Source organism: Allofournierella sp. CML151, from assembly GCF_027853465.1.
Lineage (GTDB): Bacteria > Bacillota > Clostridia > Oscillospirales > Ruminococcaceae > Allofournierella.
The window spans coordinates 119,536-134,897 of record NZ_JAPNNW010000005.1 but is presented as its reverse complement, the minus strand read 5'-3'; the positions used below and the strand labels follow the sequence as shown (position 1 = coordinate 134,897).

Genomic DNA, 15,362 nt, shown 5'->3' with positions numbered 1-15,362 from the left:
CACGCGCACAAAAAAAGACCCGCCTTAGTGTGTAAGACAGGTCTTTGTGGTGCCTCCGATCGGAATCGAACCAATGACACGGGGATTTTCAGTCCCCTGCTCTACCAACTGAGCTACAGAGGCATTTTTTGGTGGAAGTTACAGGGCTCGAACCTGTGACCCTCTGCTTGTAAGGCAGATGCTCTCCCAGCTGAGCTAAACTTCCAGACAAAAAAATGGAGCGGCTTACGAGGCTCGAACTCGCTACCTCCACCTTGGCAAGGTGGCGCTCTACCAGATGAGCTAAAGCCGCTTATAGTATTGGTCGGAGTGGCGGGATTCGAACCCACGGCATCCTGCTCCCAAAGCAGGCGCGCTACCAGCTGCGCTACACCCCGTTGTGTTCAGGGCCCCTGTTCGTTGGGTGCTTGATTAGTATACTCAATTTTGGGCCGGGTGTCAACACCTTTTTGCAAAAAAATTCAAAAAAATTCAAAAAAATTTGCGGGGCATAAAAACCCCGCAAAATCAGATCTTATTCCGCTTACTGCTGGTGCTCCAGCTTGGCCTCCACCTCGGCCTCCTCGTTCTTGATTTCCCAGTGAATCAAAAAGGTCAGTGCGGCCCGCAGCACAATGATCGCGCCCACGATCAGAATCTCGCTCATCTGGCGCACCACCACGGTACGCAGAATCTCGCTGCCCAGCTTGAACTCCAGGCCCATGGCCATGCCCTTGGCCAGCTTGAGCCGGGTCAGGGGGTCCCGCCGCAGATAGTTCCAGATGCCCCGGATACCGGCGGCGATCAGAACCGCCACGCCCATAAACTCAAACAGCAGAATGGCGGCCTCCACGATCAGGTGCAGCACGTCGTTCAAAAATTCCATTTTTCTTTCGCTCCTTTATGTTTCGCTGTGTCGGCTTTGCGCCCACTGGTCCAGCCGGTCCAGCGTTTCCTCGCTGAACACCGGCAGGCCGTTTTTCAAAAGCAGGTCGGCGGCCACCCCGTTGCCCGGCACCAGAGTGCCGGAAAAGCTGCCGTCGTAAACAAGGCCGCATCCGCAGGAGGGGCTGCGGCCTTTCAACACCGCCGCTTCGCACCCGGTCAGCCGGGCAAGGGCCAGCGCCTCGGCCGCGCCCTTTTCGTATTGGGCGGTCACATCCTGCCCGTCCCGGTTCACCACCCGGCTGCCCTGCCGCTCGGCGGGGGTTCGGGGGGTGGGCAATCCGCCGTAGATTTCCGGGCAGACCGGCACCGGGGTGCAGTCGTGGCTTTTGAGCCAGTCCACAAGGGGCCGGTTCTGCTTTGCGGCCCCGTCGTACCGGCAGGCGCAGCCCAACAGGCACGCCGATACCAACAGCTTCATCTTCTCCACCCCGCGTTTCGTTTTTTGCTTCGGGCACCATTGCCCTGCTTTTTCCTGGCGGCACCGCATCCGTTTCATCTCAGCTTGCATGAGGCGGCGCTCCTTCGACTATAACTATACCATATGGAATTGCCCGGCGAAAAGAGGTTCTATGACTTTGTTACAGAGTTTTACCCATTTTAATGATAGGATAAGAACGAAGAAACCAATCGAATGAATCCCGAACCTTTGAAGGAGGTCGTTTTTTATGGCAATGTTTTCTGTTACCACCCAGGATTTTGATAAAACCGTGCTCGAAGCTTCCGCCCCGGTGCTGGTGGAATTCACCGCCCCCTGGTGCGGCTACTGCCGCCGCCTGGCCCCCGTGCTGCAGCGCATGAGCGCCGACGAGGGCATGCTGCCCATCGCCGCCGTGAACATCGACGAGGAGCCCGCGCTGGCCGAGCGTTTCAAGGTAGATACCATCCCCACTCTGCTGGTGTTCCGGGGCGGCAGCCACGGCCCGGCCCTGGTGGCCCCCGCCACCGCCGCTCAGATCAAGGAGTGGCTGGCGAGTCAGGAGGTGTGAGCCATGACGGAAAAACTGTGGGACGTTGTGATCGTGGGCGGCGGCCCCGCCGGGTATTCCGCCGCGCTGTACGCGGTGCGGGCGGGCTATTCCACCCTGGTGGTGGAGATGCTCAGCCCCGGCGGCCAGATGGCCACCACCAACGCCATTGAAAACTACCCCGGCTTCGTGGAGAGTGTGGACGGCTTTGAGCTGGCCATGACCATGCAGCAGCAGGCGGAGAAATTCGGCAGCGAAACGTTGTATGCTCAGGTGACCGCGGTGCAGCTGGCCGGGCCGGAAAAGCACCTGACCACCACCGAGGGCGATCTGCGGGCGAAGGCTGTGATCTTCGCCACCGGCGCGGACCCCCGCCCCCTGGGCCTAGCCGGGGAGGACGGCCTGCGCGGCCGGGGCGTGGCCTACTGCGCCACCTGCGACGGCGGCTTCTACCGGGGCAAGACCGTGGCGGTGGCCGGAGGCGGCAACTCTGCCGCCGAGGACGCGCTCACCCTCTCCAAGCTCTGCGAAAAGGTGTACCTCATCCACCGGCGGGATACCCTCAGCGCCACCCGCAGCTATTTAAAGCCGCTGGAAAAGGCCGAGAACATCGAATTTTTGTGGAACAAGCAGGTCACCGGCTTTGAGGTGGACGGCACCCTCACCGGCCTGACCCTCACCGACACCCAGACCGGCGAGGAGAGTCATCTGCCGGTAAACGGCCTGTTCGTGGCCATCGGCCGCCAGCCCAACACCTGGCTGGTGAAGGACCAGCTGGAGCTGGACCGCCAGGGCTACATCGTGGCGGACGAGAGCTGCCGCACCAGCCAGCCGGGCGTGTTCGCCATCGGCGATGTACGCACCAAGCCCCTGCGCCAGGTGGTCACCGCGGTGGCCGACGGCGCCACCGCCAGCAAATACCTGGAGGAGTACCTGAACGGGCTGGACTGATTGATCCCCTGTTTGACTCTGAACCTTTTGCTTTTCCCCGTTCCGGTTTTCCACACTTCGGGCGCTGCCCGGTGGAAAACCCGCGAAATTTCCTTCTTCTTTTCCCCAAACAAAAGGCGGCGGCCGTTCCTGAAACCCAGGAACGGCCGCCGTCTTGTTTTTTGCTTCGATTCAGCAATACAGACCGTTGGCGGTCATGTAGTCGGCGATCTCCTTGCCGTGCTGCTGCTCCTGCTGCTGGATGGCAGCCAGCGCATTGCGGGCCGCCGGGTCGGAAAATTCAAACACCGCGGTGTTGTACACCCCGGAAACGAACTTCTCGGTGGCCAGCACGTCCGCCAGCAGGTAGGCGTCGCTCTTCTTCTCGGCCCGGCTCACCTGCGCGCGCTGGGGCTCGGGTCTTTTGGCATTCTGGCTCTGGCCCGGCTTCAGCGTGGGGGTCTCGCCCGCCAGCATGCTTGTCACGGTGTCGTAGTGGTTCTGCTCGGCCTTCTCCAGCCGGGCGAACATCTGCTGCAGCGCCGGGTCACAGGCAGCCTCAGCGGCCTTGTGATACTTCTCGGCGCAGGTCTTTTCCTCGTTTTGCAGGTCCTTCAAAAGACTCTGCTCCTTTTTGGTCAGGTTCATGACGCATCCTCTCCTTTTCTGGATAACCCGTATTTCGGGCCTCTGGCATCAGTATGCCGCAGAAAAGGAAGAATTATGCGCCTTACTCCACCCGCCGCCGGGCCGACGAGCTGGGAATGCCCAGCTCCTCCCGGTATTTGGCCACGGTGCGCCGTGCCACCGGCAGGTTCACCGCCTCCAGCGCTGCCCGCAGAGCCTCGTCGGACAAGGGCTTTGCCGGGTCCTCGGCCTGCACGAAGCGCTGCAGCTGGCGTTTGATGCTCTCGCTGCTCACCTGGCCGCCCTCCACCGGCACACCGGCGGAGAAGAACCGCTTCAGCGGCAGGCTCTTGCCCTCGAACTGCAGGGTCTTGCCCTGCACCGCACGGCTCACGGTGGAAAGGCTCAGCCCCAGGCTCTGGGCCATCTGGGTCAGGGTCATGGGCTTCAGCGGCCCGCCCTGCAAAAAGAAGTCCTGCTGGTCCCGGGCCAGCTGGCGCAGCAGGCGCACCAGGGTGCTTTCCCGCTCGGCCACCGCCCGCATCAGCTGCTGGGCCTCGGCGCGGCGCTCCTTTAAATAGGTTTTGGCCTCAGGGGTGCCGCTTTGCTGCAGCAGCGTGCAGTTCTGCTCGTTCAGCTGCAGCCGGGGGGCCAGCCGCCGCTCCAGCTCAATGACCACCTGGCCGTTCTCCCGGCGGAACACCGCCTCCGGGATCTGATAGGCCAGCGGCCCCGCGCCGTAGCCCTGTGCCGGGCGGGGGTTCAGCGCCCGCACCGCCCTGGCCGCCGCCTGGGCCTGGGCCGGGGTGCATTCCAGCAGCCGGGCAATGGCGGTCATGTTATTCTTGGCCAGCAGCTCCAGCCCCTGGCGCACCAGCCGCACCGTGTACTCGTTGAAGTCCTTGGTCTGGGCCAGCTGCAGCACCAGGCATTCGGGCAGGGTACGCGCCGCCACGCCTGCGGGCTGCAGGCTCTGCAGCACATACAGTGCCTGCTCCATCTCAAACACGCTCACGCCCCGATCGGCGGCCAGGTCCTCCAGCGAGAATTCCAGAAAGCCGTTTTCGTTCAGGCATTCCGCCAGGTAATCCGCCAGGCGGCGCAGCTCGTCGGTCAGGCCGGGCATGCGCAGCAGCTGCTCGTGCAGCGCCTCGGCCAGGCTCTCGCCCCGGTCCGCCGGGTCAGCCAGCGCGGCCATCCGGTCCCATTCCCCGTCGCCGCCCCGGTTCCACTCGCCCAGCCCTTCCCCGGCGGGCAGGTCCCACACTGCGGCGCTCTCGCTGCCGGTGGCTTCCCACCGGTCCGCCTCGCCGCCCCTCTCCTCGGCGGTGGACTCCGCCGGGTCCGGCAGGTGCATCTCCTGGGGTAACTCCAGCTCCAGCAACGGGTTCTCCAGTGCCTTCTCCTGCAAAAACTCCTGCAGCTCCAGCACCGGCATCTGCAAAATCTCCAGTGAATGGCGCAGCCCCTGGCTGAGTACCTGCCGCTGCTCCTGCTGCTGTATCAGTTCCATGCTCTTCCACTCTCTTTCCTTGGTCCGTAGTCAGCTATTATTATAGCGTTTTCCACATATTCCGGCAAGCTTTGCACCTTTCTTCGTCATTATGCACAATTCCTGTTCCGTCCTTTTTTAACAAAAGCTTTACCCCATGCTGATTTCCCCTTCACATGACCATGCTATAATAACGTATAATTGTAATTTTTTTGCCGCCAAGGAGGCGCACCATGATCATCACCCCCCACCACATCAAGGAAAACAAGCAGATTCAAACCTACATCCGCCGGGCGGACGACACCCTCGCCGCCATGGGATATACCGAACACAGCACCGCTCACGTGGCCCGTGTGGCCCATTTTGCCGAGAAGATTCTGGCCCATCTGGGCTACTCCCAGCGCACCTGCCAGCTGGCCTGGATCGCCGGTTATATGCACGACATCGGCAACGTGATCAATCGGATCGACCACGCCCAGTCCGGCGCGGTGATGGCCTTCCGCATCCTGGACAATCTGGGCATGGAGGCGGACGAGATCGCCACCGTGTGCTCGGCCATCGGCAACCACGACGAAGCCACCGCCTACCCGGTGAACCCGGTGGCGGCGGCGCTGATCCTGGCCGACAAGACCGACGTGCGCCGCAGCCGGGTGCGCACCAAGGACCCGGCCCAGTTCGACATCCACGACCGGGTGAACTACGCGGTGGAAAAGGCCTCCACCACCCTCACCGACGACGGCGCGGTGCTGCTGGAGCTGACCATCGACACCGCCATCTCGCCGGTGATCGACTACTTTGAAATCTTCATGGACCGGATGCTGCTCTGCCGCAAGGCGGCGGACAAGCTGGGCCTTGCCTTCCGGCTGGTGGTGAACGGCCAGACCATCCTGTGAGCCGCCCGGCCAAAGCACAAACATAAACAAAAGCGCCCGCCCGGCGTTCTCCACAGAGAGAAAATGCCGGACGGGCGTTTTTTGTTGTTCGGTTTTTGCGGTGACTCAGCCCTCGCCGTAGACGGCGCGGATGGCCTCCACCGCGTTGGTGTAGGCCTCGGTCACTCCGGCCATGGCCTGCCGGGCCCCTTCCAGGTCCCCGGCCCGCAGCTGGCCCAGCTGGGCGGTGGAGCGCTCAAACAGAATATTCAGCGACAGGTTGCCGCTGGTCCCCTTCAGGGAATGGGCGGCAGCGGCGGCGGCTTCGGTGTCGCCCGCGTCCAGCGCTGTTTGCAAAGCACTCAGGGTCTCATCCTGCAAAAAGCGCTTCAAAAAGCGCTCCAGCAGGGCCTCGCTGCCCATGAAACGGCCCAGGGCGCCGTTCACATCCACGCCGCCCTGCTCCAGAATTGCCTGGCTCTGTGGGTTCATCTCAGCCTTCCTCCTTCGTTTCATACAGTGCACGGATCTGGGGATGCACCTGCCGGAAGCATTCCAGCAGCCGGGGCGAGAACGTGCCGCACTTCCCGTTCAGAATCATCTCCAGTGCCTTTTCGTGGGAAAAGGCCGCCTTGTACACCCGGGCGCTGACCAATGCATCGTACACATCCGCCAGCGACACGATCTGCGCACCCACCGAGATCTCATCCCCCACAAGGCCGTGGGGATAGCCCCGGCCATCCCACCGCTCGTGGTGGTGGAGCGCAATATCGATGGCATATTCGTAGGCGCTGTGGTCCCGCATCTGGGGGATATTCTCCAGCAGCTTTGCGCCCTGGATCGTGTGGGTCTTCATCACCTCAAACTCCTCGGCCGTGAGGCGGCCGGGCTTGTTCAGGATGGCATCCGGGATGGCGATCTTGCCCACATCGTGCATCACCGCCGCCAGGGCGATGTCCTCCACGGTCTGCTGGCTCATGCCTTTGCCCATCTCGGTGTGGGTGAGCAGCTCCCGGGTGATGCGCTGCAGCCGGCGCACATGGTCGCCGGACTCGCCGCTGCGGAACTCGATGGCCGCCGCCAGCGAGGCAATCATGCCGTGGCTCAGCTCGATGATCTTGCCCGCCTGAGCCAGCAGAGCGTCCTTCTGGCGCTCCACCACGCTGCCCAGCCGCCGCCGGGCGCGGAACAATTCCACCACGCTGCCCACCCGGCGCTGCACCAGATAGGGCACCACCGGCTTGCCGATCACGTCCATCACGCCCAGACCGTAGGCTTCCTTCATCATCTCATCGCCGGTCTCGGCGGTGATCAAAAACACCGGCACCTGCTCGGTGAGGCCGCGGGCATTCAGCTCCCGCAGCACCTCCAGCCCGTTCATCTCGGGCATCATCACATCCAGCAGCACAGCGCACAGCCGGCCCGGGTCCGCCAGAATGGCATCCAGACCCTGGCGGCCGTTTTCCGCCTGCTCGATGTGGTATTGCCCTGCGAATATATTCTCCAGAATCGCCCGGTTCAGCTCGTCATCGTCCACGATGAGAAGGGTCTCCGGCGCTGCGGGATCTGTCTGCGTCATAGTCGACGGGAACACAGGGTTCACTTCCTTTCTGTTCTGCAGAGTTTCTGCAAAAAACAGGGCGCAGGGCAAAGCCCCACGCCCTATGTTAACTATTATAGTATACGTCACCCGATCCCGTCAAATCAAATCTTTGTAACCCTTGCAAAATTCGTTCAAAAACGATTTCTGCGGATCATTCCGGGGCCTTCATGCTTTCCACCATGCTGATGCGGCGCAGCTTTCGGTGCATCACCAGATTCACCAGCGCGCTGAACACAAGGGTGAGCAGGGCGCTGAACACGTAGCTCATGGGCTTGATGGTGCGGCCGAACATCACCGCATCCACCTCCACCGAGTGGATGACGAACATGTGCAGGAAAATGCCCAGCACCAGCCCCGCCAGGGTGCCGATGACCGACAGCGCCACCGACTCCCGGTAGACGTAGGCGGAGACCTCACTGTCGTAGAAGCCCAGCACCTTGATGGTGGCGATCTCCTTGGTTCGCTCGGTAATGTTGATGTTGGTCAGGTTATACAGCACCACGAAGGCCAGCACACCGGCGGAGACGATGAGCACCACCACGATGATGTCGATCTTCTGCATCATGCCGCTGAAGGTGTTCTTCAGATCGCTGATCTGGTTCACGCCCGCCACGCCCTCGGTCTTGAGCAGGGTGCTGTTCAGCGCGGCCCGGCCTTCGTCGGAATCGTCCGCCGCGTGGCCCAGCACCAGATCGAACTCCGGCGCCACACCGAAGGCGGATTCATAGGTTTCGGCGCTCATGTACACGTAGTTCTCCACGTAGTTTTCCACCACGCCGTCCACCCGGAAGGTGCCGGTGAGGCCGTCCTTGTTTTCCAGGGTCACGGTGTCTCCCACCGAAAGATTCGCCCGCTCGCTCATCTTCTCGGTGATGACCACACCGGTCTCGGAGAAGGGCACCGCATCGCCGCTCTTGCGCTCATGCAGATCCACAAAGCTGCCGATGCGGCTGCTCTCCTGGGGCACGAACAGATAGGTCTCGAAGGTGATGTCGCCGAATTCATTCTCGCTCTGTTCCTGGTGCACCAGGGTCCAATCGGTTACCAGCTCAGTATCCCCCAGCACCTCTTCCAGCTCGCTGCCCTCAAATTCCTCCGGGTCCCGCACGCTCACGGTGAAGTCGTAGGTGAACACCTTGCCGAACTGCTTGTTCACGATGTCGCTGATGGAATCGTGCAGGCCGAAGCCGGTTACCAGCAGGGCGGTGCAGCCCGCGATGCCCACCACCGTCATGAAGAACCGCTTTTTGTAGCGGAACAGGTTGCGGGCGGTGACTTTGTGGGTGAACTTCATCCGCTTCCACACCGGCCGCACCCGCTCCAGCAGGATGCGCTTGCCCGCCTTTGGGGCCTTGGGCAGCATCAGGGTGGCGGGGGTCTCCATCAGGGTGGCCCAGCAGGCGTTCAGGGTGGCCGCCAGGGTACACAGGATGGCCGCGCCCGAAGCGATGGCCGCGTAGTGCACGTTAAACAAGCAGTATATCTTCGGCAGAGTATACATCATGGAGTAGGCATTCCAGATGACGGTGGGGAACAGATTGAAGCCCACCAGCAAGCCGAACACGCAGCCTGCCACGGTGGCGGTCATGGCGTAGATCACATACTTTGCCATGATGGATTTTTTGCTGTAGCCCAGCGCCTTCATGGTGCCGATCTGCAGCCGTTCCTCCTCCACCATGCGGGTCATGGTGGTCAGGGCCACCAGCGCCGCCACCAGGAAGAAGAACACCGGGAATACCCGGGCGATGGCCTCCACCTTCTGCACGTTGGATTTCAGTGAGGCGAAACTCACGTTCTCATCCCGGGTGAGCAGATACCATTCCGGCTCCTCCAGCTCGTCGATTTCCTTCTGGGCGTCGTCCAGCTGCTGCTTGGCGTCGGCCAGCTGTTCCTCGGCGCTCTTTTTCTGCTCGGCATATTCCGCCTCGCCCTCGCTCAGCTGCTGCTTGGCATCCTCCAGCTGGGCGGTGCCGTCCTCCAGCTCCGCCTTTGCGGAATCCAGTTTTTCCTGGGCCAGCTCCAGCTCCAGCTGGGCAAGGCCCGGCGCCATGCTCAGGGCGCTTTCGCCCTGGGCGATCTGTTTTTCGCCCTCGGTAATCTGCTTTTTGGCCTCCTCCAGCTGGGCCTTGGCATCCTCCAGCTGCTTTTCGCCCTCGGTGATCTTGGGCTCGTTTTCCGCAATCTGGGTCTTAGCTTCATCCAGCTGGGCCTGGGTATCGTTCAGGGTCTGCTGACCCTCGGCCAGCGCACTGTTGGCTTCGTCCAGCAGGTCCTGGGCCGCATCCGCCTGGGTACGGGCAGCCTCGGCCTGGCTGGCTGCCAAATCCAGTGCCTGCTGGGCGGTGTCCAGCTCGGCCTGGGCGGTCTGCACCCGGACCTCGGCCTCGGTGCGGGCCGCCAGCAGCGGGGCAGCCTCATCGGGCTTCTGAGCGGCCCATTCCTCTTCGGTCAGTTCGCCCCGGGCCGCGTCGATGGCCGCCTGGGCGTTGGTCAATTCGGTGTTGGCCGCGTCCAGATTGGCGGAGGCCTCGTTCCGCCTGGTTTCGGCCTCGGCGCGGGCGGCCTCCAGCTGGTCGGCCAGCTGCTTGGCGCTGTCCACCGTGGGCTGCAGCTCATCCACCCGGGCCTGCAATTCGGGCAGGGCCTCCTGGGCCTTGGTCAGGGTGGGCTCCAGCAGCTGTACCAGCTGTTTCGCCTGTTCCAGCTGCTGTTTTGCGTCCGCCAGCTCCTGGCTCTTCTGCTCCACCTGGGCCACGCCGGCCTCATATTCGGCCTTGGCGTCGATCAGCTTGGCCTGGGCATCCGCCAGCTGCTGCTGCTTGGCACTCAGGGTGCCGGGCAGGCTTTCCTTATTGGCATCCAGCTCGGCCTGGCCGTCCTCGATCTCCTTCTGGGCGCTCTCCAGCTTCTGCTCGTTTTCTTCGATCTCGCTGCGGCCGTCCTCCAGCTCCTCCTCGGCATCCGCCAGCTTTTGCTCCGCTTCCGCCTTGGCGTCCTCATATTCCGCGGTGGCGTCAGCCAGGGCCTGTTCGGCCTCGGTTTTCACCTGTTCATAGCGGATGCGGCTGCGCTCGCCGCTGATATCCTCCAGCCTCCGGGCGGTCAGGTCCACATAATCGGTGTAGGCGTCGGTGAGGCTGTCGTAGGCCTTGGCGCCCTCCACCTGCACATAAATATCGGTCCACACATCCAGCGCGAAGTTCTGCTCGCCGGTGTAGAGCACCACGTCCACGGTGCCGTCGCCCACGCTGGCGCTCTCCCGCTCGATGGAGAAATAGGCGCTGGTGCTCACCACGCCCACCACCTTCAGCTCATTGCGGGTGAAGGTATCCTCCCAGTCCTCGTTGTCCGGCGAGATGGTCAGGGTATCGCCCACCGAAAAGCCCAGGCTGTGCAGGTCGGAGCCCTGCTCCACCACGCACTCGTCCTCCTTCACCGGCAGGCGGCCCTCCACCACCTCCATCCGGTTCAGGTAGCCTTCCGGCTCCTTTGCCTCAATCTGGTCCAGCGGCACACTCTGGATGCGGGCCACCAGTCCGTCGCCGGAGGGAGTGTTCACGATGGCATCCGCCGAGTAGGCGGGCATCACCTGCTCCACCCCGTCGACGGCGCGCACCGCCTCCACATCCTCGTCGGTCAGGCCCAGGGTGCCCACGATGCGCAGATCGAACAGATCGGTCTCGTCGAAAAAGCGGTCGGCGGAATAGCGCATGTCCGGCGTGGTGGCCAAGAGACCGGCCAGAAAGCCCACGCCCAGGGCCACAATCGCAAAAATTGCCAGAAACCGGCTCAGGCTCTGGCGGATGGTGCGCACCACCGTTTTGCGGTATGTACGTTTCATGATTTACCACTCGATCCTTTCCACGGGGGTGGGGTTCTCGTTCACCTCCACACCGGCCACCTGGCCGTTGCGGATGTGGATCACCCGGTCCGCCATGGCGGTGAGGGCGGAGTTGTGGGTGATCACGATGACGGTGCGTCCGGTCTGGCGGCAGGTGTTCTGCAGCAGGGCCAGCACCTGCTTGCCGGTCTTGTAGTCCAGCGCGCCGGTGGGTTCGTCACACAAAAGGATCTTGGGATTTTTGGCCAGCGCCCGGGCGATGGACACCCGCTGCTGTTCGCCGCCGGAAAGCTGGGCCGGGAAGTTGTCCATCCGGTGCTCCAGCCCCACCTGGCGCAGGGTCTGCTCGGCGGGCAGCGGCTCCTTGCTGATCTCGTTGGCCAGCTCCACGTTCTCCAGCGCGGTCAGGTTCTGCACCAGGTTATAGAACTGGAACACGAAGCCCACGTCGTAGCGGCGGTAGCGGGTGAGCTGCTTCTGATTGTAGGCGCTCACCTCCTGGCCGTCCAGATAAATGCGGCCCTCGTCGCAGCCATCCATGCCGCCCAGCATGTTCAGCACGGTGGTCTTGCCCGCGCCGGAGGGGCCCACGATCACGCAGAATTCTCCCTTGTCGATGAAAAACGAGACGTGATCCGCCGCCGCGATGCGGTTTTCACCCATCTGGTAATATTTGCACACGTTGTCGAATTCCACAAAATGCCGTTCCATTTCGTCGCTCCTTTGAGGGGGGAATGGCTCCCCTGTGATACCTTTATTATAAACAAAGTTTTTGGGCCACACAACCAACAATCCTGGTACAATCCGTGAATTTTTTAAGAAATCCGCCCAAATTTTTTCCGGTTCGAGCGCCAAAAAAGCCCCCGTCGTTCCTGACGGGGGCCTGCACTTATTCGCCGTGGATCTGAGGCAGCGGACCGCCGAAGTCAAAGGTGAGCTCCAGCCGGCCGTTCACCGGCTTCCAGCCCGCCCGCAGGCGGTGCTCCACCGCGCCGGTGTGGGCGGGGTCGGCCAGCATCAGCAGCGCCAGATACTGGTCGTGGCCGTAGCGGCAGCACACGTCGCCCCGGCGCAGCGTCTGGCTGAGCAGAAACCGCAGCTCCTGGTCCGCCCCGGCGCTGGCCGCGCCCGGCTGGCCGCCCGCACCCGCCAGCAGCAGCACCGTCACCTGACCGGTGCGGGCCGCCTGCCGCCGGGCCATGGCATACAGCATGGGCAGCTGGTCGTACTCGCAGAAATAGGGGCCCGGAGGGGCGTTCTTTTCGTGATTGGCCAGCTTCTGACGGATGCGCAGCATCTCCTCCCGGCCCCGGCTCTCGCCCTCGGTGGCCCACTGATGAATGGCCCGCAGCCGGGCCGGAGGGGCCTGGCCCTGCCGCTCCATCAGCATCTCGGCCAACAGCGGGTACTGGCTGCGCACCGCCGCCTTCATGTTCAGCTCCTGCATGGCCGCAAACCGCACGATCTGCAGCTCCATATCATCCGGGAAGAGCAGCAGCGCCTCGGCGCACACCGCCAGCGCCCGGCGCGCACCCGAGCGCTCCCGGTCCTCCAGCAGCAGCGCCGCCGCCCGCCGGGCAGCAGCCAGCCAGCCGTCCCGCACCAGGGCCGACTGCCCGGCCACCCAGGGCCGGTCCGCCAGCTGGGGCAGAAAGTCGCCGCAGCAGATGCGGTCCAGCTCCTCCCAGGCCGCCAGGGCCAGGGCCTTGTCCGGCTGGTTCACCGCCTGCTCGGCCAGCTGCCCCGCCTGCCACAGGTCCACCTCCAGCGCCAGGTCCGGTGCCAGGCGGTACTGCTTGTCCTCCACAGTAACCAGCTCCCGCTCCACACCCCGCTGCTCCAGCAGACGGCGCAGGGAGTAGGCGGCATTTTTCAGCGCGCCCGCCGGGTTGTGGCTCTCCTTCTCGGTCCAGAGCAGACCGGCCAGCGCCTCGTTGGAAAGGGGCGCGCGGCCGTTCAGCGCCAGCAGAGCCAGCATCTCCAGATTTTTGTTGATCCGCTCGCCCCGACGCACCAGAAGCTGACCGTCCAGCCAGACGGCCAACCCGCCAAAGGTCTCCACCCGCATGCTGTGCTGCTCCATGCTCCGCTCCTTCCGCGCCGCCCGCGAGGGGCTTTGGCGCTGTTGTTTTTTCCATTATACCGGCTTTGCGGCGTATTGTATAGCCGCTTTGTATAATTAAACGGCCCGGAGACGCCTCCGGGCCGTTTGCTTGTTTGTTTACAGGGTATCGTCCGCCCTTACCGCAGCCTTGCCGGTGTTCACCTCCAGGTCGAAGAAGGGGCGCAGGTCCTCGTTTTCCACCACCCGCTTGTACAGGGAGGAGGAAACGCCCCCGAACAGCTCCACCTGGCCCATGTTGCACTCCACCGTATAACCGTACTGCTCCGGCTGAGGGGTGCGCAGGGTCACGCTGCCCGCGTTCACCTCGATCTTCGCCTCGTTGTTCACGGTGCCGCTCACGTCCACGCTGCCCGCATCGGCGCCCAGGTCCATGGAATCGGCCTGCACCCGGCGCAGCTGCACGCTGCCCGCCTGCACATCCACCTCCAGATTGCCGCAGGCCAGCTCCTCGCCGGTGATACTCCCGGCGCTGCACTCCAGCTCCACCGCGTCGTACCAGGCGTCCCGGGGCAGCACCACCTCCACCACGTCCTCACTGCCGTGGTCATGGCTGTGGTTGTGCTCCGAGCGCACAGTCAGCGTCCAGACGCCGTCCTTTTTGCTGCTGTCCACCAGAACATCGTCACAGCCGTCGGTGTTCAGCGCAAAATCATCCCCCAGCGTCAGCTCCAGACGGCCCACCTCCACGGTGAAGTCCAGCCGCTGCACGTCGCCGGTTTTGTGGGGAAGCTGCCAGTCGTCCGAGCCGGACAGAGTCCACGACGGGTCATCCACCGCCACCGAGGCGGCTGTGCTGCGGCCCCAGTGCCAATCCCAGCCCCACATGGGCTTTGTTCTGGAAATCAGATTGTTGCGGCTGAAGGCGTCGCTCCACACGCCGCCGGTGACCATGCCCAGCACGCACAGCAGGATGCCGGGGATCAGCAGCCCCAGCGCCGCCATAAAGCAGTATTTGATCACACGTTTCATTGCTCATTCCCCCTCGCCTTGTTCTGTGCCAGCCTTTCTTTGGCCCAGTGCCAGCCCCGCACGGCCATGCGCCAGAGCCAGACCAGCAGCCAGAGCAGCGCAAGGCCGATGCCCAGCAGCGCAAAGCCCAGGGCAACGTCCAGCACGCCCAGGCCCGCCACCAGCAGGGCGGTGCCCACGCCGGTCCAGATGGTCAGAAAGCCCTTGACCACCACCACGATGCCTGCAACCACCATCGCAGCACCGCTGAAGGCCAGTGCGGCCCCGGTGATGGCCACCGCCGCCAGGATGCCCAACACGGTGCCCAGCACGCTCAGCCACAGGGGCGAAAGAAGAATTGCTGCCGCCACGACCACCACCCAGAACAGGGTTCGGTTGTCATTTTTCTGCGCCGCACCCGGGTACTGGGGCGGGTTCGCGTATTGGGCCGCGCCCGCCGCGGCACCTGCCGCCTGCCCGGCGCCCTGCGTCTGGTAGCGGGGCGGGATGCGGCTGCCCGGCACGTTTGCCTTGATGATGGCGGCCACCTTTTCCGGGCTGCCCAGCTCGGCCAGCACCGCCTGCTCCTGTTCGGGGCCCGCCTCGTCAAAATATTCCTCGTAATAGCGCAGCGCCTCTTCCCGTTCCTCCTGGGTCACATCCGCCAGAAGGCGGTTCAGCCGCTGCAAAAATTCCTGTTTCGTCATTGGTCGTCTTCCCCCTCCAGCAGCATGGAATCAATCTGCCTTTTGTACTCGATCCACTCGGCCCGGTACTCTTCCAGCGCCCGGGCGCCCGCCTCGGTAAGCCGGTAGTACCGGCGGTTGCGCCCGGCAAACGCCTGATCGTAGGTTTCCAGGTACCCTTCCTTCTGCAGGCGGCGAAGCACCGGGTACAGGGTGCTCTCGCTCACCGTCATGATTCTGCGCACGTCCTGGGTGATCCGGTACCCGTAGGTGGGTTCCTTCGCCGCCGTGCTCAGCACCAGCGCATCCATCAGCGCCGCTCCGTTGTTGAACGCCACGCCGTCGC

At 63.3% G+C, this 15,362-nt stretch carries 15 protein-coding genes and 4 tRNA genes; 3 read left to right on the top strand and 16 right to left on the bottom strand.

Features of this window, described 5'->3' with window-relative positions:
• Positions 1 to 47 precede the first annotated feature (47 nt).
• The 6 genes from PH256_RS05725 to PH256_RS05700 form a co-directional block, all read right to left on the bottom strand.
• Positions 48 to 123: transfer RNA gene (locus PH256_RS05725), tRNA-Phe, on the bottom strand.
• Between the two features lie 6 nt (positions 124 to 129).
• A tRNA-Val gene (locus tag PH256_RS05720) sits at positions 130 to 205 on the bottom strand.
• A gap of 11 nt (positions 206 to 216) precedes the next feature.
• Positions 217 to 292 (bottom strand) — tRNA-Gly (locus tag PH256_RS05715).
• A 9-nt stretch (positions 293 to 301) separates the two neighbouring features.
• A tRNA-Pro gene (locus PH256_RS05710) sits at positions 302 to 377 on the bottom strand.
• A gap of 146 nt (positions 378 to 523) precedes the next feature.
• Complete coding sequence (locus PH256_RS05705) at positions 524 to 865, bottom strand: DUF1622 domain-containing protein (protein WP_087182956.1); 342 nt, start codon at positions 863 to 865, stop codon at positions 524 to 526.
• 15 nt (positions 866 to 880) lie between these two features.
• The gene (locus PH256_RS05700) at positions 881 to 1,345 is read right to left on the bottom strand and encodes a DUF523 domain-containing protein (protein ID WP_270913341.1); all 465 of its coding nucleotides are present in this window, start codon (positions 1,343 to 1,345) and stop codon (positions 881 to 883) included.
• 247 nt (positions 1,346 to 1,592) lie between these two features.
• On the opposite strand from PH256_RS05700, the gene PH256_RS05695 reads away from it, so the two are divergent.
• Both PH256_RS05695 and trxB read left to right on the top strand, forming a co-directional pair.
• Positions 1,593 to 1,913, top strand: a complete 321-nt coding sequence (locus PH256_RS05695) for a thioredoxin family protein (RefSeq protein WP_242956078.1) — start codon at positions 1,593 to 1,595, stop codon at positions 1,911 to 1,913.
• 3 nt (positions 1,914 to 1,916) lie between these two features.
• Positions 1,917 to 2,843 (top strand): thioredoxin-disulfide reductase, encoded by a 927-nt coding sequence (gene trxB, locus PH256_RS05690; RefSeq protein ID WP_270913340.1) that lies wholly within the window; start codon positions 1,917 to 1,919, stop codon positions 2,841 to 2,843.
• Positions 2,844 to 3,014: 171 nt separating this feature from the next.
• On the opposite strand, the gene PH256_RS05685 is transcribed toward trxB, so the two are convergent.
• Together PH256_RS05685 and rpoN are read right to left on the bottom strand one after the other, a co-directional pair.
• A complete protein-coding gene (locus tag PH256_RS05685; protein ID WP_270913339.1) occupies positions 3,015 to 3,470 on the bottom strand; it encodes a spore coat protein in 456 nt (151 codons plus the stop codon).
• 82 nt (positions 3,471 to 3,552) lie between these two features.
• Entirely contained in the window at positions 3,553 to 4,962 is a 1,410-nt protein-coding gene (gene rpoN, locus PH256_RS05680; protein WP_270913338.1) for an RNA polymerase factor sigma-54, read from the bottom strand.
• 212 nt (positions 4,963 to 5,174) lie between these two features.
• On the opposite strand from rpoN, the gene PH256_RS05675 reads away from it, so the two are divergent.
• Entirely contained in the window at positions 5,175 to 5,834 is a 660-nt protein-coding gene (locus PH256_RS05675; protein WP_206406336.1) for an HD domain-containing protein, read from the top strand.
• A 105-nt stretch (positions 5,835 to 5,939) separates the two neighbouring features.
• Here PH256_RS05675 and PH256_RS05670 read toward each other — a convergent pair whose 3' ends face one another.
• From PH256_RS05670 to PH256_RS05635, 8 genes are all read right to left on the bottom strand, one after another.
• Positions 5,940 to 6,305, bottom strand: a complete 366-nt coding sequence (locus tag PH256_RS05670) for an Hpt domain-containing protein (protein WP_270913337.1) — start codon at positions 6,303 to 6,305, stop codon at positions 5,940 to 5,942.
• Position 6,306: 1 nt separating this feature from the next.
• The gene (locus PH256_RS05665) at positions 6,307 to 7,392 is read right to left on the bottom strand and encodes an HD domain-containing phosphohydrolase (protein ID WP_270913336.1); all 1,086 of its coding nucleotides are present in this window, start codon (positions 7,390 to 7,392) and stop codon (positions 6,307 to 6,309) included.
• A gap of 175 nt (positions 7,393 to 7,567) precedes the next feature.
• Entirely contained in the window at positions 7,568 to 11,257 is a 3,690-nt protein-coding gene (locus tag PH256_RS05660) for an FtsX-like permease family protein (protein WP_270913335.1), read from the bottom strand.
• Between the two features lie 3 nt (positions 11,258 to 11,260).
• Entirely contained in the window at positions 11,261 to 11,968 is a 708-nt protein-coding gene (locus tag PH256_RS05655) for an ABC transporter ATP-binding protein (protein ID WP_087182949.1), read from the bottom strand.
• A 178-nt stretch (positions 11,969 to 12,146) separates the two neighbouring features.
• Positions 12,147 to 13,340, bottom strand: a complete 1,194-nt coding sequence (locus PH256_RS05650) for an AfsR/SARP family transcriptional regulator (protein ID WP_270913334.1) — start codon at positions 13,338 to 13,340, stop codon at positions 12,147 to 12,149.
• 138 nt (positions 13,341 to 13,478) lie between these two features.
• Entirely contained in the window at positions 13,479 to 14,351 is an 873-nt protein-coding gene (locus tag PH256_RS05645) for a DUF4097 family beta strand repeat-containing protein (protein ID WP_270913333.1), read from the bottom strand.
• On the bottom strand, positions 14,348 to 15,037 hold the full coding sequence (locus tag PH256_RS05640) for a DUF1700 domain-containing protein (RefSeq protein WP_270913332.1): 690 nt from the start codon (positions 15,035 to 15,037) through the stop codon (positions 14,348 to 14,350). Before PH256_RS05640 ends, PH256_RS05645 begins: the two co-directional genes overlap by 4 nt.
• The gene (locus PH256_RS05635) at positions 15,034 to 15,354 is read right to left on the bottom strand and encodes a PadR family transcriptional regulator (protein ID WP_087182945.1); all 321 of its coding nucleotides are present in this window, start codon (positions 15,352 to 15,354) and stop codon (positions 15,034 to 15,036) included. Before PH256_RS05635 ends, PH256_RS05640 begins: the two co-directional genes overlap by 4 nt.
• Between the last annotated feature and the right edge of the window lie 8 nt (positions 15,355 to 15,362).

Coding starts and splice junctions, on each gene's coding strand:
- PH256_RS05705 (WP_087182956.1), bottom strand. CDS start 865: ATGGAATTTTTGAACGACGTGCTGCACCTGATCGTGGAGGCCGCCATT.
- PH256_RS05700 (WP_270913341.1), bottom strand. CDS start 1,345: ATGAAGCTGTTGGTATCGGCGTGCCTGTTGGGCTGCGCCTGCCGGTAC.
- PH256_RS05695 (WP_242956078.1), top strand. CDS start 1,593: ATGGCAATGTTTTCTGTTACCACCCAGGATTTTGATAAAACCGTGCTC.
- trxB (WP_270913340.1), top strand. CDS start 1,917: ATGACGGAAAAACTGTGGGACGTTGTGATCGTGGGCGGCGGCCCCGCC.
- PH256_RS05685 (WP_270913339.1), bottom strand. CDS start 3,470: ATGAACCTGACCAAAAAGGAGCAGAGTCTTTTGAAGGACCTGCAAAAC.
- rpoN (WP_270913338.1), bottom strand. CDS start 4,962: ATGGAACTGATACAGCAGCAGGAGCAGCGGCAGGTACTCAGCCAGGGG.
- PH256_RS05675 (WP_206406336.1), top strand. CDS start 5,175: ATGATCATCACCCCCCACCACATCAAGGAAAACAAGCAGATTCAAACC.
- PH256_RS05670 (WP_270913337.1), bottom strand. CDS start 6,305: ATGAACCCACAGAGCCAGGCAATTCTGGAGCAGGGCGGCGTGGATGTG.
- PH256_RS05665 (WP_270913336.1), bottom strand. CDS start 7,392: ATGACGCAGACAGATCCCGCAGCGCCGGAGACCCTTCTCATCGTGGAC.
- PH256_RS05660 (WP_270913335.1), bottom strand. CDS start 11,257: ATGAAACGTACATACCGCAAAACGGTGGTGCGCACCATCCGCCAGAGC.
- PH256_RS05655 (WP_087182949.1), bottom strand. CDS start 11,968: ATGGAACGGCATTTTGTGGAATTCGACAACGTGTGCAAATATTACCAG.
- PH256_RS05650 (WP_270913334.1), bottom strand. CDS start 13,340: ATGGAGCAGCACAGCATGCGGGTGGAGACCTTTGGCGGGTTGGCCGTC.
- PH256_RS05645 (WP_270913333.1), bottom strand. CDS start 14,351: ATGAAACGTGTGATCAAATACTGCTTTATGGCGGCGCTGGGGCTGCTG.
- PH256_RS05640 (WP_270913332.1), bottom strand. CDS start 15,037: ATGACGAAACAGGAATTTTTGCAGCGGCTGAACCGCCTTCTGGCGGAT.